21 protein-coding genes and 1 pseudogene are annotated in these 21,539 nt (G+C 36.6%); 3 read left to right on the top strand and 19 right to left on the bottom strand.

The genetic code is table 11. The annotated features are described in order from the left end of the window. Positions 1 to 3 precede the first annotated feature (3 nt). The 17 genes from LMD38_RS06320 to LMD38_RS06240 all read right to left on the bottom strand — a co-directional run bounded on the left by LMD38_RS06320 (position 4) and on the right by LMD38_RS06240 (position 17,790). A complete protein-coding gene (locus tag LMD38_RS06320) occupies positions 4 to 972 on the bottom strand; it encodes an aromatic acid exporter family protein (RefSeq protein WP_000472684.1) in 969 nt (322 codons plus the stop codon). A gap of 100 nt (positions 973 to 1,072) precedes the next feature. Further along, the gene (locus LMD38_RS06315) at positions 1,073 to 1,795 is read right to left on the bottom strand and encodes an amino acid ABC transporter ATP-binding protein (protein ID WP_062821983.1); all 723 of its coding nucleotides are present in this window, start codon (positions 1,793 to 1,795) and stop codon (positions 1,073 to 1,075) included. After that, positions 1,788 to 2,447: an amino acid ABC transporter permease gene (locus LMD38_RS06310; RefSeq protein WP_001046921.1), complete on the bottom strand. Its 660-nt coding sequence runs from the start codon at positions 2,445 to 2,447 to the stop codon at positions 1,788 to 1,790. The genes LMD38_RS06315 and LMD38_RS06310 overlap by 8 nt, the downstream gene beginning before the upstream one ends. Before the next feature lie 36 nt (positions 2,448 to 2,483). Further along, positions 2,484 to 3,263, bottom strand: a complete 780-nt coding sequence (locus LMD38_RS06305) for a transporter substrate-binding domain-containing protein (RefSeq protein ID WP_048550733.1) — start codon at positions 3,261 to 3,263, stop codon at positions 2,484 to 2,486. A gap of 295 nt (positions 3,264 to 3,558) precedes the next feature. Beyond that, on the bottom strand, positions 3,559 to 3,972 hold the full coding sequence (locus LMD38_RS06300) for a BrxA/BrxB family bacilliredoxin (RefSeq protein WP_001998211.1): 414 nt from the start codon (positions 3,970 to 3,972) through the stop codon (positions 3,559 to 3,561). A gap of 143 nt (positions 3,973 to 4,115) precedes the next feature. After that, positions 4,116 to 4,523 (bottom strand): YjdF family protein, encoded by a 408-nt coding sequence (locus tag LMD38_RS06295; RefSeq protein ID WP_000366594.1) that lies wholly within the window; start codon positions 4,521 to 4,523, stop codon positions 4,116 to 4,118. A 120-nt stretch (positions 4,524 to 4,643) separates the two neighbouring features. Continuing rightward, a complete protein-coding gene (locus tag LMD38_RS06290; protein ID WP_011040653.1) occupies positions 4,644 to 5,108 on the bottom strand; it encodes an NUDIX hydrolase in 465 nt (154 codons plus the stop codon). A gap of 69 nt (positions 5,109 to 5,177) precedes the next feature. After that, positions 5,178 to 5,882 carry a DUF421 domain-containing protein gene (locus LMD38_RS06285; protein ID WP_061183940.1) on the bottom strand — a complete coding sequence of 235 codons (705 nt, stop codon included), beginning with the start codon at positions 5,880 to 5,882 and terminating at the stop codon, positions 5,178 to 5,180. Between the two features lie 106 nt (positions 5,883 to 5,988). Next, a complete protein-coding gene (locus tag LMD38_RS06280) occupies positions 5,989 to 7,167 on the bottom strand; it encodes an FtsW/RodA/SpoVE family cell cycle protein (protein WP_000831204.1) in 1,179 nt (392 codons plus the stop codon). Between the two features lie 341 nt (positions 7,168 to 7,508). Then, positions 7,509 to 8,828, bottom strand: a complete 1,320-nt coding sequence (locus tag LMD38_RS06275) for a dihydrolipoamide acetyltransferase family protein (RefSeq protein WP_061184054.1) — start codon at positions 8,826 to 8,828, stop codon at positions 7,509 to 7,511. Positions 8,829 to 8,843: 15 nt separating this feature from the next. Further along, positions 8,844 to 9,827, bottom strand: coding sequence for a 3-methyl-2-oxobutanoate dehydrogenase subunit beta (bfmBAB, locus tag LMD38_RS06270; protein WP_000290076.1), 984 nt, complete (start codon positions 9,825 to 9,827; stop codon positions 8,844 to 8,846). A 13-nt stretch (positions 9,828 to 9,840) separates the two neighbouring features. Beyond that, positions 9,841 to 10,842 carry a 3-methyl-2-oxobutanoate dehydrogenase subunit alpha gene (bfmBAA, locus tag LMD38_RS06265; protein WP_000852554.1) on the bottom strand — a complete coding sequence of 334 codons (1,002 nt, stop codon included), beginning with the start codon at positions 10,840 to 10,842 and terminating at the stop codon, positions 9,841 to 9,843. A 27-nt stretch (positions 10,843 to 10,869) separates the two neighbouring features. Next, positions 10,870 to 12,291 carry a dihydrolipoyl dehydrogenase gene (lpdA, locus tag LMD38_RS06260; RefSeq protein WP_001051288.1) on the bottom strand — a complete coding sequence of 474 codons (1,422 nt, stop codon included), beginning with the start codon at positions 12,289 to 12,291 and terminating at the stop codon, positions 10,870 to 10,872. A 4-nt stretch (positions 12,292 to 12,295) separates the two neighbouring features. Then, the gene (gene buk, locus LMD38_RS06255) at positions 12,296 to 13,399 is read right to left on the bottom strand and encodes a butyrate kinase (RefSeq protein WP_000056191.1); all 1,104 of its coding nucleotides are present in this window, start codon (positions 13,397 to 13,399) and stop codon (positions 12,296 to 12,298) included. Between the two features lie 87 nt (positions 13,400 to 13,486). Then, positions 13,487 to 14,587, bottom strand: coding sequence for a leucine dehydrogenase (locus LMD38_RS06250; protein WP_000171362.1), 1,101 nt, complete (start codon positions 14,585 to 14,587; stop codon positions 13,487 to 13,489). 35 nt (positions 14,588 to 14,622) lie between these two features. Next, complete coding sequence (gene yqiS / locus LMD38_RS06245; RefSeq protein ID WP_000763072.1) at positions 14,623 to 15,522, bottom strand: phosphate butyryltransferase; 900 nt, start codon at positions 15,520 to 15,522, stop codon at positions 14,623 to 14,625. 195 nt (positions 15,523 to 15,717) lie between these two features. Further along, positions 15,718 to 17,790 carry a sigma-54 interaction domain-containing protein gene (locus tag LMD38_RS06240; RefSeq protein WP_016718456.1) on the bottom strand — a complete coding sequence of 691 codons (2,073 nt, stop codon included), beginning with the start codon at positions 17,788 to 17,790 and terminating at the stop codon, positions 15,718 to 15,720. A 288-nt stretch (positions 17,791 to 18,078) separates the two neighbouring features. Between LMD38_RS06240 and LMD38_RS06235 the strand changes: the two genes are divergently transcribed. Next, a complete protein-coding gene (locus LMD38_RS06235) occupies positions 18,079 to 18,312 on the top strand; it encodes a DUF2627 domain-containing protein (RefSeq protein WP_001190192.1) in 234 nt (77 codons plus the stop codon). Positions 18,313 to 18,360: 48 nt separating this feature from the next. Here LMD38_RS06235 and LMD38_RS06230 read toward each other — a convergent pair whose 3' ends face one another. Then, positions 18,361 to 19,089 carry a glycerophosphodiester phosphodiesterase gene (locus LMD38_RS06230; protein ID WP_000172557.1) on the bottom strand — a complete coding sequence of 243 codons (729 nt, stop codon included), beginning with the start codon at positions 19,087 to 19,089 and terminating at the stop codon, positions 18,361 to 18,363. A gap of 50 nt (positions 19,090 to 19,139) precedes the next feature. Between LMD38_RS06230 and LMD38_RS06225 the strand changes: the two genes are divergently transcribed. Beyond that, positions 19,140 to 19,286, top strand: a complete 147-nt coding sequence (locus LMD38_RS06225; protein WP_001247671.1) for a YycC family protein — start codon at positions 19,140 to 19,142, stop codon at positions 19,284 to 19,286. Between the two features lie 244 nt (positions 19,287 to 19,530). Here LMD38_RS06225 and LMD38_RS06220 read toward each other — a convergent pair. Next, a pseudogene (locus LMD38_RS06220) lies at positions 19,531 to 19,629 on the bottom strand (sporulation initiation factor Spo0A C-terminal domain-containing protein); the annotation flags it as partial. Between the two features lie 210 nt (positions 19,630 to 19,839). Between LMD38_RS06220 and LMD38_RS06215 the strand changes: the two are divergent. Further along, on the top strand, positions 19,840 to 20,880 hold the full coding sequence (locus LMD38_RS06215; protein WP_061129464.1) for a hypothetical protein: 1,041 nt from the start codon (positions 19,840 to 19,842) through the stop codon (positions 20,878 to 20,880). The last annotated feature ends 659 nt before the right edge of the window (positions 20,881 to 21,539 follow it).

The following is a 21,539-nucleotide window of genomic DNA, read 5'->3' as shown; positions in this document are numbered from 1 at the left end:
CTTCTATATAAGTTCTTTTATATTATCCTTTCCCTTAAAACGACTTTTAATGAGTAAATATTGTTCCATTTCGTATACAAGTTGAACAAGTTTCGCACGTATCTCAAATTCTTCACGTGTAGCCGGCAATGGCATCTCTCTAAATAATTCTCTCATTTCTTGAAGCTGTCTTAAAGAAATAACCCCGGTACTCTGAGGGCTAATAGCATTACTAATGTTTTCAACCACATCGGCAATCATGTCAGCTTGTTCATATGTCCACGATAAAGAAGCTGCTAACGGAATCATTCGCTCTAAAATTTCGAATTGTTGCATGCGCATATTAAAATAACGATAGTAATAGTCATCTTCTCGCATAAATGCATTCTCAAGTTTCTTAAACGATAAATCTCTAGCTTCATTTAGCATCTGTTCAGTTTCAATAAGTTCTGCCCCGCTCCAACTACTTTCTCGATTTCGTAAATACACAACCATTTCAAACAAAATCGTTTTAAAATTACTTTCTATTTTATCTTGATACTCTTTTAGTTTATTTTCACTACTTGGCATATACATATTCACTAAGAGAGCCACGCTAATCCCTATCGTTAATATCGCAATTTCATTTCCAACAATAAGCCATGTAATTTGTTTCAATGAATATAGATGCATCACAATAACTGAACTCGTGACAATACCTTCTTGAATTTTAAGCATAACTGCAGTCGGAATAAATGTAAGTAATAATACGCTAATTGCTAGTGGTGTATATCCAATTGTCTCAAAAATACAAAATGCGAACACCATTGATAATACACAAGCTAAAAAACGATGTAACGATACTTGAAGTGATTTACGTTTCGTATTTTGTACACATAATATAACTAAAATACCCGCTGAACTATAAAATTCTAATCCTAATAACTGAGCAATAAAAACGGCTGCGCCTGTCCCTATTGCTGTTTTTACTGTACGGTATCCAATTTTGAACATAGCATTGCTCCTATATGTATAAACGTATTTACAATCAGTATAAAAAAAGGATGACACAATGTCATCCTTTTCTACTTATTATTCACGTAACCGTTACATATTACAATATCTTTTGTAAAAATTGTTGCGCACGCTCACTTTTCGGTGCTGCAAAAAATTCTGCTGGCGCACTATCTTCTACAAGTTTTCCACCATCTAAAAAGAGAACGCGATCTGCTACTTCTTTTGCAAATCCCATTTCATGTGTAACAATTGCCATTGTCATTCCTGTCGTAACTAATGATTTCATAACTTCTAGCACTTCTTTTACCATCTCTGGATCTAGTGCTGATGTCGGTTCATCAAATAAGATTACTTCTGGTTCCATTGCTAACGCTCTTGCAATTGCTACACGTTGCTTTTGTCCGCCAGAAAGACGATTCGGATACGTATCTTTTTTATCTAATAAGCCGACCTTTTCTAAAAGTTTTTCGGCTTTCTTTTCAGCTTCTTGTTTCGTTACTCCTTTTACATTGATAGGAGCATACGTAATATTTTCTAATACAGTCATATGAGGAAATAGGTGGAAATGCTGAAATACCATTCCGACATTTTCACGGACGTGCATAATATTCGTTTTCGGATTCGTTACTTCTTCCGTTCCAATCCAAATGTGACCATTTGTCGGTGCTTCTAACACATTCATACAACGTAAAAATGTTGATTTCCCTGATCCAGACGGTCCAATAATTGCTACTACTTCCCCTTTTTCAATCGTTGTTGTAATTCCTTTTAATACTTCGTTTTTTCCAAATGATTTATGAAGGTTTTCAATTTTAATCACTTTTCTTCATTCTCCCTTCAATTGCCTTCCCGACTAATGTAAGAATAATGACTAACATATAATAAATGAGTCCAACAAAAAGTAATGGTTCAAGATATTTAAATGTCTCCCCGCCTACGATGTAAGCACGGCGCATTAAATCCGTTGCGCCTATTACTGTTACTACAGCCGATTCTTTCGTAAGTGTCGCAAACTCGTTTACAAGTGCCGGTAATATATTTTTTAAAGCTTGAGGAAAAATGATATTTCGCATCATTTTTCCGTATGGAATTCCTAAAGCCATCGCCGCTTCTGTTTGTCCTTTATCAACCGCTTGAATGCCCGCACGGATTACTTCTGACATATATGCACCTGAATTTAAGCTAAATGCAAGTACAGCTGCTAAGAATGCCGGTATTTCATAACCAATTATTTGCGGGACACCGAAATAAATAATCATTAATTGCAATACAAGTGGTGTACCACGGAAAATTGATGTATAAAGATCTGCCGCTATATTTAATGCTCGTATTCTAGCAATTTTGCAAAGCGCTAATAACGTCCCTAAAAGAAACCCTGCTAAAGCTGATACTGCTACAATTTTCAAAGTAACTTCTAGACCTTTTAATATATACGGTATCGAAGGCGTAATCGCCGAAAAATCTAAGTTCATTCTTTTCATTCCCCTCACAGAAAAGTGAAAGGCAGCTTATTTTTCGCTGCCAAACCATTTCTTCACTAATTTATCCATTTCTCCATTTTCTTGCATTTTTTTAATTACTTTATTAAATTCAGCTGTTTTGTCACTGTTTTTCGGAAGGGCAATTGCTGCTCCAACTTCTTCTGGCGCTTCTTTAATTTCAATTCCTTGTAAATCTTTCATTTTCTCTAAATAATTTTTAGCAACTGTGTCTTCTATAATTGCAGCGTCAAAACGACCAGCTTTAATTTCTTGTACGATTTCTGGTATACGGTCACGTCCCTCAACTTTGAAATCTACTTGTTTTTTAAATTCTGCTGCTTTCTCTTCTTGAATAGACCCTGTTTGTACCCCTACTTTTTTCCCTTTTAAATCCTCTACAGATTGAATGTTAGAGTCCTTTTTAGAAACGACCATGTTTTTCGCAACAAAGTAAATATCTGTGAAATCAACATTATTTTTACGCTCTGCAGTTGGCGTCATACCTGCCATTACGAAATCAACTTTTCCTGAGCTAAGAGATGCTAGTAAACCACCAAAATCCATATCTTTCACTTTCACTTCATAACCAAGTTCTTTTCCGATATATTTAGCAACATCAACATCAAAGCCGATAATTTCATCACTCTTTGAAGCTTCTACGTATTCATATGGTTTATAATCTGCTGAAGTCCCCATAACCAGTACTTTTTTATTTTTTCCAGTAGCCTTTTCTTCCCCATTACTACAAGCACTGAACATACTTACAATTAAAATAAGTGCAAACGATATTGATAATAACTTCTTCATCTTTCTTCCCCCTAATAATGTATATTTAAAAGTTTAATAGAATATTTATTCGATGTTTGTATTGTATCAGTACTTTTATTTTTATGCAATATATAAAATAAAAATAAATATAAAACAAGTTAAAACACCGTTATTTATGTATAAAAAGATGCATAAAATAACAAAACTATGCATATCCCACAAATTTTAATACGAAATAAAAAAAGGCGGTACATCCACTTGAATGTGGACGTACCGCCTTTTCATTTATTTTTATAAGGACTTATAATCCGTTGGGATGAACCACCTCCACTGATTATAGTTCTTCGCAATTCTCTTCGAAATACGATTGTAGTTTTGCAATAACTTGCATCGGTTCATGACCTTCAATTTCATGACGCTCTACCATCGTTACAATTTTTCCATCTTTTAATAAAGCAAATGATGGAGAAGATGGTGGGTACCCTTCGAAATATTCACGAGCTCTTGCTGTCGCTTCTTTATCTTGACCTGCAAACACCGTTACAAGGTGGTTAGGACGTTTATCATAATGTACAGAATGCGCAGCAGCAGGACGAGCAATACCGCCTGCACAACCACATACAGAGTTTACCATTACAAGTGTTGTTCCATTTCTTTTAAACGCTTCGTCTACTGCTTCTGGCGTCGTCAATTCTGTATATCCAGCAGAGACAATCTCTTCACGCGCTTGGCGGACAACATCATTCATAAAAAAGTTAAAATTAATCAATCTTTTCCCTCCTCTAAAACTACCTATTTGTATCTTACCAGTTAATGTTTATGAAATACAAGTAAGTTTACTTGTATTTCAGCATAGAAAAGGTGTTAGAGCTCTTGCTCTAACACCTTTTCTTAATGACCACGATGTTTTTGCTTTGCTTTTTGTACTTTGATTAAACGTCTTCTTTGTTTTTCAGCCTCTCGCTTCTCCTTAGATTGCACTTTCTTTTCTTGTTTATGCAGTTCATAAGATAAGCTAATTGCCTCTTGTGCCTTAGTAAAGCGGTTTACATTTACTTCTTTTGCTGCTTGTCGTATGATCCGTTTTATATTTTTGGGACGCTGTTTTTCTTTCACTTCCACGCCACATTTTGCAAAGTGCTGAAAATACGCTAACATTGAACCGTTCACAAATATAAGCACTTCTTCGTCTGAAGGTTCCGTTCCAAAAATATACCTCGCTCCATACAACTTCCCTTTTTCTTTACATGTAATGATTCCAACAAAAAATTGGCCATCGTGATATACTGTCAAATCCATTGACAGCCCCCCCTAAAAAAATTAGAAATACGGGACATCCCGGAGGGGAAGGTTACTGACATGAAATCATGCGTCTGGACTACCAACCAGAACTGTGTTTTTGTATTTCTTTCACTATTATTATATCTTTTTTTCCATAATCTTCATATATTCACTAATCATTTTTTTATGCGACCCAACAATATAGTCAGGTAGTTCTGTTAGTGGGAAGAATTTAAGCTGAACCGCTTCTTCTTTGTTCATAACAAAATCTCCATCGTATTCGTCCGTATAATAAGCAGTCGTTACAGATTGAAATTCATCACCGTTTGCTAATTTTGTAAAATAGTTCGCTCCAGAAAACACATTGATTAATCGTAGGTTCTTCACCCTTATTCCTGTTTCTTCGTATACTTCACGAAAAGCAGTTTCTTCTGGGGATTCACTAAGCTCCATTAATCCGCCAGGCAGCCCCCATTTTCCGTAAGGCTCTGTTCTTTGTTGTAATAATACATATCTATTTTCATTTATAACGAGTACAACAGCACCAACTAAAATTAAAGGGCGATGACCAACTATTTTCCGTAATTCTTCTACATATCCCATCGTATCCCTCCTTTTTCGTTGTCCACACTATTGTATCATATGTATGAAACGACAAAATGCGTATATTTTTCATTTTTTTAACAAAATATTTATTTTATGTGTTTCATCTACTGTAGCTAACAAAATGGATTCAACTTCTGCGTTTTTCTCTAGAAATTCTCTCGCCCATTCTTCTGTTTTCCCTAATAAAGCAAGAACATCTTGTTGAATGCTCCCATCCTTTACTAATACAAAAGAAACTGGAGATTTTTTTCCCGCCACTTTTAGATCAAGCCGGGAAGCTGCCTCATATTCTGGATACCGAAATATAGAAACGACACCGTTCGCTTCCCATAATGCTAATTTGATCGTTTGAATATCGCTCACATTTCGCATACGAAGTTCTGAAAATAAATATTCCACCGTAATTCTCGCTTTTTTCAAATTGCTAAAATCAATGGAGCCGTTGTGTATAAGAATGATAGGTGCTGGCTCTAAAAAGCGTCTCCATCTATCCCATTTCAACATTAAAACTGAACTTATAATATGAAGTACAACGAGTATAAACGTTGTAATCATCGAGCCCATTAATCCTACTTTTTCATCAGACAATGCGTTAGAAATATTCCCACCAAGCAATAACACTAATACAACATCTAAAAAACGAAGTTGCGCGATGGATCTTTGTCCCATTGCTTTCGCAACTAATATTAAAAATATGTATGCTATGATAGCCCGAATAACCCATTCACTATTAGAAAGATGCCGTGCTCCCTCAAAAATATGCATATGCATCACTTTGCACTCCTTACATCCCAAACTGCTAGTCCGTTTTAGTTTGCAACGTTTATGCGTATATATGTAAAAAAAGCTGGTTCGTTTAAAAACGAACCAGCTTTTTTTACTTAACTGAAAACATATATTTTTTATACGTTTTCCGTACCGATAATATGAGCCCCATCATAATCATATTTGAGAATAAGGAACTTCCCCCATAAGATAAGAAAGGTAATGCAATCCCTTTTACAGGCATTAATCCAACGATCATACCGATGTTTTGGAATATTTGAACCGTTAATATCCCAATCGATCCAGCACATAATAATGTACCGAATAAATTATCAGCAGAATAACCGATAATAATTGTTCTATATAGTAGTAATAGGAACAAGAATACAACTAACGCTGCTACGATAAATCCACCTTCTTCGGCAATTGTAGCGAAAATAAAGTCTGTATGCTTCTCAGGGATATAAACGTTCCCTTCGCCAAACCCTTTCCCTTCCATACCGCCACTACCTACAGCTAAAATTGATTGCTGTGTTTGATAACCTTGATCTGTATGTTCAAATGGATCTAACCAACCTAAAATACGTGATTGTTGGTGCGGTTTTAGTAGCGTAACTAACTTATTAAAGAAGAAATCCTCATACCTTACGTAAATAAATATTAACGTAGATAGTATAGTGACTGGAATAACTGTACATAACGCTATCAATTTCTTCTGAATACCTGACATGAATAAAATACATGCAATGGCAGCAGCATATAAGAACACCATCCCTGTATCCGGTTGGCTATATACAACAGCAATAGGCGGGAGGGATACTAGTACAATTTTACCTACTAATTTTAAGTCCGTTTGGAATGTCCTTGCCATATACTGCGCATTATGTTTCACTGCTATACTTGCTACCACGAGAAGCAATGAAATTTTGAAAAACTCAGATGGTTGAATTTGTCCAACTAACGGAAATACAAACCATCTTTTTGCACCTAATTTTTCAGGTGTGAAAGTGGAAACCGGTAGTATTTTCAAAAGAATAAGTGAAGCAAATCCAACGATATAAAGTGGCCAAGACAATTTTTGTAATTGATCTAAGTCAATGCTTGCAACAAGCAATAACAATACAACCCCAATTATGTAGTTCAAACCCTGTTTCATTGCAAAGTTTGACTCTCCATATTGGCCAGTTTGCTGACTGCTATATATAGCAGCTATACTCGTAACACATAATGCTAACAAAATTAATATTAATTTTACATCTAAACTTTTTAGAAACTCGGTACTTCTTTTCATGACATCCTCCTGAAACATTGTTACAGCAAAATAAAAAACCAGGAGTCAACATTCTTCATGTTTTGACGACTGATTACACATTATCTATAAAACACTTATATAGAATAACTCTCTTTTTCATACAATACAATATATTATACTACAGTTTCATCAGTAAGATTTGCCAAAAAAATTATTCTTTTCTTATTTTATATCCATATACCATATATCAGCAATGTATTTTCATAAATTCCTAATACATAATCGTTCATTGTAAGATTACTGGGAAAGGTATTATACATATAGTAGGATGTAGATGAAGAAATAGGATGATAAAAAGCTCGCATAAGCGAGCTTTTTATTTAATATACAGATGTATTATTTTCTGACGTATTTTCTAAAATTTCTTTTACACGTCCTAAGAACTTACCACAAATTAAGCCATCTAGTACACGGTGATCAAGTGATAAACATAAGTTAACCATGTCACGAGCACCAAACATGCCATTATCCATAATTACTGGGCGTTTTACAATTGATTCAACTTGTAAAATAGCCGCTTGTGGGTAATTAATAATACCCATAGATTGAACAGAACCGAATGATCCTGTGTTATTAATTGTAAATGTTCCGCCTTGCATTTCGTCCGCTTTTAACGATTTCGTACGTACTTTTCCTGCAAGTTCTGTAATTTCACGAGCAATGCCTTTAATTGTCTTCTCGTCCGCATGTTTAATTACTGGTACAAATAGTTCGTCCTCTGTTGCAACAGCGATAGAAAGGTTAATATCTTTCTTCTGAACGATTTTATCGCCAGCCCACATTGAATTAATTTGAGGGTATTCTTTTAACGCTTGTGCTACTGCTTTTACGAAGAAAGCAAAGAACGTTAAGTTAAAGCCTTCACGCTTTTTGAAATCACCTTTAATTGAATTACGGTATGACACAAGGTTTGTCACATCTACTTCAATCATCATCCAAGCGTGTGGCGCTTCGTGTTTACTACGTAACATGTTCGCTGCGATTGCTTTACGCACACCTGTTACTGGAATTTCGATATCGCCAGGCATTGTTGGTACAGAAACTGGTTTCGCAGATTCTACTTTTTGCGCTACTGGCGCTGCTTTTGGTGCTTCTGGACGCGCTTCTACTACTGCTGCTACCGCTTCCTCTTTCTTCGCCGCACCTGCTTGCGGAATATTTCCAGATTCCACTAGCTTTAAAATATCTTTACGAGTGATACGGCCGTTTGCCCCCGTACCTTCTACTTGATCTAAATCAACGTTATGCTCACCCGCAAGTTTTAACACAGCTGGTGAAAAACGAGGTTTTCCATCAGTTGGTTGTTTTGCTCTCGGTGCTTTTTCAGGCGTAGCTACTTCTGCCTTTGGTTCTTCTTTTGTTTTTTCCTCAACAGCTGTTGCCGCTACTTCATCTGCGCCTTCTACTTGAATTACACAAACTACTTCACCTACAGCTAACGTATCACCTTCACTAGCGATTAACTCTTTCACAATACCAGTGAAAGAAGATGGTACTTCAGCGTTTACTTTATCAGTCATTACTTCTGCAAGCGGATCATATTTGTTTACGTGATCGCCAACATTCACGAGCCATTTACTAATTGTACCCTCTGTAACGCTCTCCCCGAGCTGAGGCATTGTAATATTTTCTACAGCCATGTATAGTCCCCCCGATTAAAATTCCGCAAGTTCACGCATTGCTTTTTCAACTTTATCTGGATTTACCATAAAGAATTTTTCCATTGTTGGTGCATATGGCATCGCTGGAACGTCTGGCCCTGCAAGACGTGCGATTGGTGCATCTAAATCAAACAGACAGTTTTCAGCAATAATTGCTGCCACTTCACTCATAATACTTCCTTCTTTATTGTCTTCTGTTACAAGAAGAACTTTACCTGTTTTAGAAGCTGCTTCAATGATTGCTTCTTTATCTAATGGATATACAGTACGTAAATCAAGAATGTGTGCAGAGATGCCATCTTGTGCTAACTTTTCAGCCGCTTGAAGAGCAAAATGAACACATAATCCGTATGTGATAACAGTAATATCATCACCTTCACGTTTTACATCTGCTTTTCCGATTGGTAATACGTAATCATCTTCTGGCACTTCACCTTTAATTAAGCGATATGCACGCTTATGCTCAAAGAATAATACTGGATCTTCATCACGAATTGCAGCTTTTAGTAAGCCTTTTGCATCATATGGTGTAGAAGGGATAACGATTTTTAAACCAGGTTGGTTTGCAAACATCGCTTCTACAGATTGTGAATGATACAATGCACCGTGAACACCGCCACCAAATGGCGCACGAACTGTAATTGGACAAGTCCAATCATTATTAGAACGGTAACGAATTTTTGCTGCCTCAGAAACAATTTGGTTTACTGCTGGCATGATGAAATCCGCAAACTGCATTTCAGCGATTGGACGCATTCCATACATTGCTGCACCAATTGCGACCCCAGCGATTGCAGATTCTGCAAGTGGTGTATCTAGCGCACGATCTTCACCAAATTGATCATATAATCCGTGTGTCGCTTTAAACACGCCACCTTTTTTACCAACATCTTCACCTAAAACGAATACTTTCTCATCGCGTTCCATTTCCTCGCGCATTGCTAATGTAATAGCATCAATATAAGACATTACAGCCATGAAACGTTCCCCCCTATTCTGCGTATACGTGCTTCAATGCATCTTCAGGTGCTGCATACGGAGCATTTTCTGCATATTCTGTTGCTTCGTTTACGATATGCATAATTTCGTCTAGCATTTGTTTTTCAGATTCCTCAGTTAACACGCCAACCTCTTTTAAATAAGCAGCAAATGTTATAATTGAATCGTTTTTCTTTGCTTCTTCTACTTCTTCTTTATCACGATAAACACGATCATCATCGTCACTTGAATGTGCTGTTAAACGATATGATACTGTTTCAATTAAAGTTGGGCCTTCACCGCGTCGGCCACGGTCTGCTGCTTCTTTTACAGCTTTATATACTGCAAGCGGATCGTTTCCGTCTACTGTATATCCAGGCATACCGTATCCAATTGCACGATCTGATACATTTTTACAAGCTAATTGTTTTTCAACTGGAATAGAGATTGCGTATTTATTATTTTCACACATGAAAATAACAGGTAACTTGTGTACGCCAGCAAAGTTTGCACCTTCATGGAAATCACCTTGGTTAGAAGAACCTTCACCGAATGTAACAAACGTTACTAAATCTTTCTTTTCCATTTTTCCAGCTAATGCAATACCAACTGCATGTGGTACTTGCGTTGTTACTGGAGATGAACCTGTCACAATACGATTTTTCTTTTGGCCGAAGTGACCAGGCATTTGACGACCACCAGAGTTTGGATCTCCAGCTTTCGCGAAACCAGATAGCATCAGTTCTTTCGCTGTCATACCAAACGCTAATACAACACCCATATCACGGTAGTATGGTAATGCATAATCTTTCTCTCTATCAAGAGCGAATGCTGCTCCAACTTGTGCTGCCTCTTGTCCTTGACAAGAAATTACGAATGGAATTTTACCAGCACGGTTTAATAACCACATACGTTCGTCGATTTTACGTGCAAGTAACATCGTACGGAACATTTCTAATACTTGCTCATCACTTAAGCCAAGCTCTTCATGGCGCTTTTCTTTTACTTCTGCCATTTTTCATAACCTCCTAAATCCACATTTTTATGCGTGTAACGCTTTTCCATCTACAGCTAACGCTGCTTCACCAATCGCCTCAGATAATGATGGATGCGGATGAATTGTATGTGCTACTTCCCAAGGTGTTGCATCAAGTACTCTTGCAAGACCTGCTTCAGAAATCATATCTGTTACATGTGGTCCAATCATATGAACACCAAGAATGTCATTTGTTTCTTCATCAACTACAAGTTTTACGAAACCATCTGATTCGCCGTATACAAGCGCTTTCCCGATTGCACGGAATGAGAACTTACCTACTTTTAACTTATAGCCTTTTTCTTTCGCTTCTTGTTCTGTTAAACCGACAGAAGCAACTTCCGGACTGCTATATACGCATTTTGATACCATAGAATAATCAATTGGTGTAACTTCTTTACCAGCAATATGTTCTACTGCAGCTATTCCTTCATGAGAAGCAACGTGAGCAAGCTGTAAGCCACCGATTACATCACCGATTGCGTAAATATGAGATTCTTTCGTTTGATAAAACTCATTTGTTTGAATGTATCCTTTTTCCACAACGATATCCGTATTCTCTAAACCAATATTTTGCGTATTGGCTTGTCTTCCTACAGATACAAGCATTTTTTCTGCTTTAAATTCTTTATTCTCACCGTTATGTTCAGCTTGAATTGTTACTCCATTATCTTTTACCAATGTTTCTGGTAATACTTTTGCACCAGTTACCACTTTAATACCTTTTTTCTTGAATAGACGTTGCATTTCTTTTGAAACGTCTTGATCTTCTAGTGGTAGTATCGTTTTCGCATACTCTAATACTGTAACTTCTACACCGAAGTCAGCAAGCATAGATGCCCACTCAATACCAATTACACCGCCACCAACGATAATAATTGAACTAGGAAGCGTTTCCATTTTTAGGGCATGATCGGAAGACATTACGTACTCTCCGTCTAATTCTAAACCTGGTAATGAATTTGGACGAGAACCTGTTGCAATAAGTACATTTTTTGGAATTAACATTTCATTCTCTTCTCCACTTGCAAGTTCAACTGAAATTGTCCCTGGCATCGGAGAGAAAATAGATGGACCAAGAATACGGCCAATACCTTCAAACACATCAATTTTACCTTGTTTCATTAAGTGCTGAACACCTTTATGAAGTTGCGTTACAATCTTCTCTTTACGCTCTTGTACTTTTGCAAAGTTTAGTTCTACATTACTTGCAATAACCCCGAACTCTTCACTTTTCTTAGCAGTTGCGTATACTTCCGCACTACGTAAAAGGGCTTTACTAGGAATACATCCTTTGTGTAAACAAGTACCACCAAGATTTTCTTTTTCAACAAGTGCCGTTTTTAAACCTAGTTGTGATGCACGAATAGCAGCAACATATCCACCAGTACCGCCGCCAACGATGACTAAATCATATTCTTTTGCCATTATCTCAACCCCTAGCTACCGTTTCTTTTTCACGTACAATATATTCTTTTGGAGCTTCTTCTTCACGTAGTACACGAAGTGCCCCTTCTGCTAATGCTTGTAATTCATCTTCTCCTGGATGTACGATAACATCTGCAATCCAGTCTACTCGTTCTTTTATTTCATCAACAAGAATTTTACTGTAAGCAAGTCCACCAGTTAATACAATTGCATCGATTTTCCCGTGAAGTACAGCGCTAGCTCCACCAATTTCTTTTGCAACTTGATACGCCATTGCTTTATAAATAAGAGTTGCTTCAGGATCACCTTTTTCAACCATTTGTTCTACTTTAATCGCATCATTTGTACCAATAAGACTTACAAGTCCACCTTGTCCGACAAGTTTTTTAACCATTTCGTCTCGGTAATACTCACCAGAGAAACACATTTCAACTAGTTGTCCTACTGGTACTGTACCCGCACGCTCTGGGCTAAATGGTCCTTCTCCATTTAAACCATTATTCACATCGATAACTTTTCCTTTTTTATGAGCACCAACTGTAATACCGCCGCCCATATGTGTAACTAATAAATTTAAATCCTCATATTTGTGGTTTAATTCTTCAGCCACTTTGCGAGCGACTGCTTTTTGATTTAATGCATGGAAAATACTTTTACGTTCCATACCAGCGATACCACTTATACGAGCAACCGGCTCCATTTCATCTACAACGACAGGGTCTACAATGAATGCCGGAATATTTAATCCAGAAGCAATTTCATATGCTAAAATGCCCCCAAGGTTTGAAGCGTGATGACCGCTAAATCCATTTTTCAAATCTTCTAACATCGCATCGTTTACTGTGTATGTTCCGCCCTCGATTGGACGAAGTAATCCCCCGCGTCCACAAACTGCGTTTAACTTTGAAATGTTAATACCGTGAGAATGTAGAACTTCTAAGATCGTTTCTTTACGAAACTCATATTGGTCAATAATTCGCTTATATTTTCCAATCTGTTCTTCGTCATGACGAATAGTTTCTTCTAAAACGGGTCTTTCATTATCAAAAACACCGATTTTTGTGGATGTACTACCCGGATTAATAACAAGAATTCGATTTAAAGACACTGTTGCTACCTCCACTAATAAATTCAAAAGGAGGTGGAAACCTCATAAGAGGTAACCACACCTTTTGTAAAAGTAATATATGAATGATTAGCGACGGCTAATAATGTCGTGACCGTTGCGTAAGTATGTGCTACGAGAGTTTTTCAAGCTTGCAATGCGCTCTTCAGCTAGACGATCAGCTGCTACATAAGTTGCAATGCCATCGCGTTTTGAAATTTCGATTACTTTTGCAATTGTGTCATAAATTGACTCAACGCGTTTTAATGCACGTTCTCTATTGTATCCATATAACTCGTCTGCTACGTTAATTACGCCACCTGCATTAATTACATAGTCTGGTGCGTATACGATACCCATTTCATGAATGATGTCGCCGTGACGATCTTCTTTTAATTGGTTATTCGCAGAACCAGCGATTACTTTTGCTTTAAGTTGTGGGATAGTTTCGTCATTAACTGTTGCGCCTAATGCACATGGTGCGTAAATATCACATTCAACACCGTAAATTTCATTTGGCTCAACTGCTGTTGCACCGAATTCTTCTACTGCACGTTGTACAGCTTCTTTATTAATATCTGTAACGATTAGTTTTGCTCCTTCAGCGTGTAAATGTTTGCATAGGTGATATGCTACGTTACCAACACCTTGAACAGCAATTACTTTTCCTTCTAAATTATCAGTACCGAAAGCTTCTTTCGCAGCAGCTTTCATACCACGATACACACCGTATGCAGTTACTGGAGATGGGTTACCAGAAGAACCGAATGATGGTGAAATACCTGTTACAAAGTCAGTTTCTTCGTGGATAATATCCATATCATCTACTGTTGTACCAACATCTTCAGCTGTAATGTAACGTCCGTTTAGTCCTTGAATGTAACGTCCTAATGCACGGAACATTGCTTCGCTCTTATCTTTACGTGGATCACCGATAATTACTGTTTTCGCACCACCTAAGTTTAAACCAGCTGCTGCGTTTTTGTATGTCATCCCTTTTGCAAGACGCAATGCATCTTCAATCGCCGCTTCTTCAGAATCATATGTCCACATTCTTGTTCCACCAAGAGCTGGTCCAAGTGTTGTATCATGAATTGCAATGATTGCTTTTAAACCAGATTCTTTATCTTGACAAAATACTACTTGCTCATAATCATATTTTTCTAAGTATTCGAAGATTTCTAATGTCATTGTCGTTTCCCCCTAATTGTTTTACCCTATTTGGTTTATTTTGAAGCAGTCGCAACTGCCAATGCTAATGAATATACTTTTGTTTCTGCTGAATCAGCACGAGATGTTAAAACAATCGGTGCTTTTGCGCCAGCAATCATTGCTCCTACTTTTGCATCCGCAAAGTATACGAGTGATTTATATAGCACATTTCCAGCTTCAATCGTTGGGACGAGTAAAATGTCTGCCTTACCTGCTACATCACTTACTATGCCTTTATGTTCTGCTGCAATTTGTGATACTGCATTATCTAAAGCAAGTGGTCCATCAACGACACAATTTTTAATTTGTCCGCGGCGATTCATTTGAGTTAACATCGCTGCATCAATTGTCGCTTGCATCGCAGGATTCACAACCTCTACCGCTGCAATTGGTGCTACCTTTGGCAAATCAATTCCTATTGCCCGGGCAACTTCTACAGTATTCTGTATAATAGCAGCTTTCTGTGTTACATCAGGTGCAATGTTCATCGCTGCATCTGTAACAAAAATGAGACGATCGTAATTTGGAACTTCAAATGCTGCAACGTGTGAAAGTACGCTACCTTTACGAAGTCCCCACTCTTTATTTAATACAGCTTTCAAAATATTTGCTGTTGGGATGTTTCCCTTCATGAGCACATCTGCTTCGCCGTTTCTTACAGCTTTCACAGAAAGTTCTGCAGCCTCAGCACTTGACTGTGCTGCAATCACTTCAATATGTTCTGAAGTTTGTAAATTATGTTCTTGTAACATCCCCATTATTTTTTCTTGGTTTCCATATAGACGAAATTGAGCTAGCTGTAATGTAATTGCTTTCGCTACAGCTTCAATTACTTCATGATCTTCAGCTACTGCTACAGCCACAGTTTTTTTAGGCTGGCCTGCTGCTTGATCAATTAAGTGTTCTAACTTCATATTTTGTAATCAACCCTTTCCGTCGTCCCTCGTCTTTTTATTAAGCAAATACCGTGCCAACTTTTTAAAGTGGTCTTACCAATAATGAAAACGCATTCAAAACACAGTAAAATCAATACTTTGGAAAATAACAAAAGATTCTGTCTTATTTTGTCACTTTTTGTATACCATGCAATAAATTGCACGGTACGCAATTTATTGCATGCTATTTTTTGCACACTCATACTTTTCTAGCTTGTAATATAAATTTCGAACCGAAATTCCTAACGCTCTTGCTGTTTGTGTTTTATTTCCACCAAACCTCTCTAAATATTCATGAATGATATTCCCTTCAAACTCCGTCACTAAATGCTCAAGTGGCTTTTCTTCTAACTCAGGTAATAAATGAGCTTGCTTTGACTCCACCTGCTCTTCGTTATGTAATGGCGGTAAATGTTGTACATCAATATAAGTCTCGTTATAATTCATAAAGATAATAGCTCTCCCCAAAATGTTTTCAAGTTCCCTCACATTCCCTGGCCATTCATATGATTGTAAATAGGAAATAGCAGAATTAGTGAGCCCCTCTATATTTCGGCCATAATCTTGGTTAATTTTTTGAATTAATCTGTCTGCGATTGCCGGTATATCCCCTTTACGCTGACGAAGGGATGGAATGTGAATTGGAATTTTATTTAATCGATAATATAAATCCTCCCTGAATTCTCCTTCTAAAATGGCTTTTTCTAAATTCACGTGCGTCGCTGCAATTACTCTGACATTAATAGGGATTGCTTTCGTTCCACCAACTTTTACAATTTCTTTCTCTTGCAAAACGCGAAGGAGTTTCGCTTGCGTATTGGCAGATAGTTCGCCTATTTCATCTAAAAAGATACTGCCGTTATTCGCTTCCTCAAAGAATCCACGTTTTCCGCCTCTTTTCGCGCCAGAAAACGCCCCTTCCTCATAACCAAATAATTCACTTTCTAACAAGGTCTCCGAAATAGCTGCACAGTTTACACGAACGAACTTATTATATTTTCGATTACTTCCATTATGGATAGCATGTGCAAACAATTCTTTACCTGTCCCTGACTCCCCGCGTAGCAATACTGTTGCTGGTGTATTCGCCCCCAGTTTTGCCTGCTCAATAGCAGCCGTTGTTTCATCTGAATTTCCGACAATGTCATCAAATGAATATTTCGCTTCTAACGTTCGAATAATTTGCCTTGCTCGATTCAATTCATTTGTTAACTTTTGAATTTCTGATACGTCACGAATTACACCAACGCTCCCTTTCAATATTCCATCTACAATGACTGGTGCTACGTTTACAATTACGTCTCGCTTTTTTTGTCCAATCTTCATATGTATTCCTCGTACTGCCCTACGCGTTCGAAGTACTTTCATATGCATACTTTCACCTTCTACAATATCAGTTGTAGCTGGCTTTCCAATAATGTCCTCTTCTGTTAAACCTGTTAATTTCGTATATGCAGGGTTAATTACTAACCCTCGTCCTTTTTCATCCACGACCGAAATGGCTTCCTCAGACGAGTTAATAATCGCCTCAAGTAACGTTTGAATCTCCTTTAAATCTGTAACTTCTTCCGCAAGATCTACAACCTCTGTTATATCTTTAAAAATCGCAAATGCCCCTTGCACTTCTCCTCCCTCTTTTAATATTGGAATACGGGTTGTAATAATTTTCTTTCCATTCTCAAGCGTCAGTTCATAATTTACTTCTATTTGTTTCGTACGTATAATACGAAGCAGCTTACTAGTCGGAATAACTTCTAAAATATATTTGCCTACCGCATCTTCTTTTTTATATCCGATAATACGTTCTGCACTTTTATTAAATAGGCGAACTTGTCCTTCTTTATCAATCACTATCATACCGTCATGCGTGGAGTTTAAAATTAAATCACCTTGCTGCGTTTGCTCTTCTAACTTTCCAATTAAATCTTCCTTCTCATGTGCTAATCTCGTAACAATCTTTGCAATATCACCTGGTATAAGAAGAGTATCTTTATGCTTTTTCTTTAATAAATCTTTATGTAAATCATCGTCACCTGTCATATCAAACATTACATCAATGTGCATAGAAAGAAACGGAGTCACACTCTCTCCAATCGCAATCCCGTATTCCTTTGCCATCTGTAACCCTTTTGCTATCGGATTTATATCAATAATCCCTATAATTTGAAATATATTCGAACTCTGTAACAGACGTAGCAGTGTACTACCACCTTCACCTGCACCAACAATTAAAACTTTTTGTTTCATATATTACACTTCCTCTCGAAGTATCTCTGCAAAATTTTTCACACCCTTATCTTACTCGTTCAGCCCCCTCTTGACAAACCCCCTTTTCATATAACATTATTGAAATAAAGTGAAACTTTAATCAGTGGGGGTTTTCTTCATCCCCCACTGATTATTAGTTGAACCAATCGGACTTTTATGGGCAGTTGATCCCCCACCTAACTTCTTTGCTTTCGCTGCATTTTGAGGTGGGGATCTTACTGCCCATTAAAGTCGGATAAACGAAATAATCTGAAAAGGAGCGTTTATATGCAGCGTTACCTTGCTCTATTATTAGCACTCATCCCTATTTCATTAGCTGTGCTTGGCATTAAGTTAATGAGAGATACAGTATTCGGGATTCTATTTCCTCCACTCTCTATACTTTGGTTACAATTTTTAATTGGCGCTCTTTGCTTCGGACTAGGGTTTTATATTTTTGGTGGCTTCGTCTTACACCGAGACCGTAAACGAAATAAAGTACAAGCGCGCTTTAAAAGATAGGAAAGTCCTACTACTTATCAATAAAAAATGAGACCGTTACAAGCGGTCTCATTTTTTTATTGGCAATAACGTTCTTGCCGTTTCAGGATAATCAGTAATAATCGCCGATATGTTCATATCAAAATATTTACGCATAAGTGTTTCTTCATTAATTGTATAGGGCCGAACTTCTACATCACTTTCCATCGTTAATTCAGCAATGGCATCTTGAAGGTAACGATAATTCGGATGCACCGCAGTAGCTCCCATCTTTTTTGCATATGCCCATGGGCTATGCAGGCCTTCGCGATATAAAATCGCTGTTTGAATATCAGGAGCCATCATATGACACCTTTTCATACTGTAGTGATTAAATGAAGAAAATATAACACGATTTTCTAAATTAAATTTGCGTACAAGCGTTATAACTTCTTCCTCTAAGCCTCTGTATGGAATTTTATTATTTTTAAGTTCAATATTGAGTAACAACCCTGTTTGTTCAATCCATTGTAACACTTCTTCTAAAAGAGGTATTTTACAAAAACCTACTTTATCACCAAATTTATAGCTCGCATCTAATTTACATAAATCCTCATATACATAATTTCGAACCGCACCTTTTCCATTTGTTGTCCGGTCCACTGTTTCATCATGAATGACGACAACCTTTCCGTCTTTCGTTAATTGAACATCAAGCTCAATTCCATCTGCCTTAAAAGATTCAGCTGCTTCAAATGAAATCATCGTATTTTCTGGGTACGTTCCCGCTGCACCACGATGTGCAAATATAAGAGTCATCCTCACTCCCCCAATCTTATGCTATACTATACGAAAAAGGAGGTACTTCTATGAGACCATTACAAATTTCTCCAGACACTGCAGTCCGCCTATCAAAAGCATTAGGTGTTCCACTTGAACAACTTATGCATATGCCGCAGCACATTTTAATTCAAAAGTTAGTTGAATTAGAAAAACAAAATAAAGACGAAGAATAATACAGTCCTGTTTCACAGGACTTTTTATTATTTTCTATTATATCACGGATGACTTGCTTGCTAAAATCCCTCATCGGATATACCGTGATTCAATTTAACCTTCACTTCGAACATGTACAATAAAAAGACCAACGAATTCTAACATTCATTGGTCTTTAATTAAAAAGTTCATTGGTTTTAAATTTACTATCAAGTATACATTTCAAGAATTATTAAAAACTTAAATCCCTTACTTCTTCTATTCTCAGCTAGCCTTATGTTCAAGTCTCAGCTTATCCGCAACCATTGCGATGAACTCGGAGTTCGTAGGTTTTGCTTTTGACATAGATACTGTATAACCATAGCTATATCAAGGCATTGTATATTTCATAACTATCATTAAATGCTTCTATTTATTGGTGCCCATCCTCAAATTGATAGGTCAACTTAATAAAAGTTTATCACTTTCTTCCTATAATAACAATTAGTTTTCAAACAAAAAAATTATATATTCATTTATTCATATTTTTGCTAGGATATATAAAGTAGAAGAATCATACAGGAGGGATAAATTTTGAGGACTTGGCTTGAATATCTAGATATACCTAGTTTTGTTTATGGCATAATCTTTCTTTTTTTATTGCTAATAACACGTAACATACTTAAAGAAAAACCTACCGAACAACTAAAAACCGAAACAGGTTTGCACGATTGGGTACAGAAAAAAGATTTAATCTACTGGCTTGTTATAGTTATGGTTTGTGCTATTTCTCACTATACATATAAATATAAAGATTCCGGAGAATTAATAAGCCATTGGAGTTTCGGAGGAACTATCGTATCAATCATTTTAGCTATCATTGCAATTGTTTATACATTCTATGATAATTTCACTAGCAAATCTTCAGCCCAACAATTAGAAAACTCTGCTGGAAAGATTAGAGACATTACTGAAAAGTTAGACTCTAGCCACCTAGTTAATTCAAGTAATAAAATTGAAGAAATAAGTGTTCAACTTGAAATTATCATGAAGAATATGGATAACAAAATGAAAGATATTAGCACAGAATTAACTACTATACGAGGAATGAATACACAAAAATTCTCTGACTTCACAATGAAACTAGAAGAAATAGGAGTAACTTTGAACACGAGAAGCGATGACAAGGCCAAAATAGCTTTTCAGAATGAACAAACTACTGAATTAACCAAGCTTTTATCAGCATATATCAGCGATGTATTTTGGAACAAAATATCTATAGTATGTATATTACTAGTACATGAACAAAATTTACCTTTTACAAAAATAGAAGTAGGCGAACTCTCAGATGCGATAAGCAAGATAGCAAGTGAAAAAAATGATTCGCATGAATTAATGCACCATTCATCTACATACCTTGCACTTTTTAATACCTTTCATATTCTTAATCTATACGGTTTGACATTAAACGATGATAACACTTTAGAACTAGATGATGAATTAGAAAGAGTGCTAAAACAAATTGTACATCGCTATAAAACGGATGAAAAACGCACTACCGTCGAAAAAGGAATTAATAAAAACATTTATGAAATAGCTTCCGCCGGAATAGATAAAGCATATGATTTAACTTAATTATTAACTTTTAATGTGTCTTAATTTCTCATACTAGCGATTAATTTCACTACCTAAGTAGTAATAACTATTTAGGTAGTATTTTTTTATTACTTAATGTCCGTACCAAGCTTTTTAAATCTATATTTACTAATTAGCTTCTACTTCTATATCTTAATTACGGTTTTAATCTTGTACATATACTTCCTCGTTTTTCAATAAAATTAATTAGATTTCCCACACCTTATTTCCGAAAATTCTCACTCGTCTTCCTATTTGCTGAATCAAGGATTCGTCTGTGCAGTAAATTGTACACCCCCTATTAACATTTTTAATTTTAAGCATAAAAAAATTCCCTCCCGTTTACGTTTGTTTACGTATTAGTAACGGAAGGGAAAAGTGAATCAGACGTATTGAATTGTCAGATAACGCTAACATATAAAAAATAATAAAAAAATTGTTTAGAACCTGTTCGGGTATATATACATAGCCCGGCCCCCGTCCATACGGCCCTTACTCATTCAATCAATGAAAACAGGCCTAAATGATATGCTATAGACAGTACCATATATAGCCCTATCCCTCACTCTCCACCTATCACTCCATAACGCAACGAACGGAACACGCTGTTCGAATCGTGTCGTAACGTCGTATACACACATCATACACACATACACAAT

The sequence above is a fragment of the Bacillus pacificus genome, assembly GCF_020861345.1.
Classification (GTDB): domain Bacteria; phylum Bacillota; class Bacilli; order Bacillales; family Bacillaceae_G; genus Bacillus_A; species Bacillus_A pacificus.
Note: the sequence above shows the minus strand (reverse complement) of the source record. Positions and strands in the feature narration are given on the sequence as shown.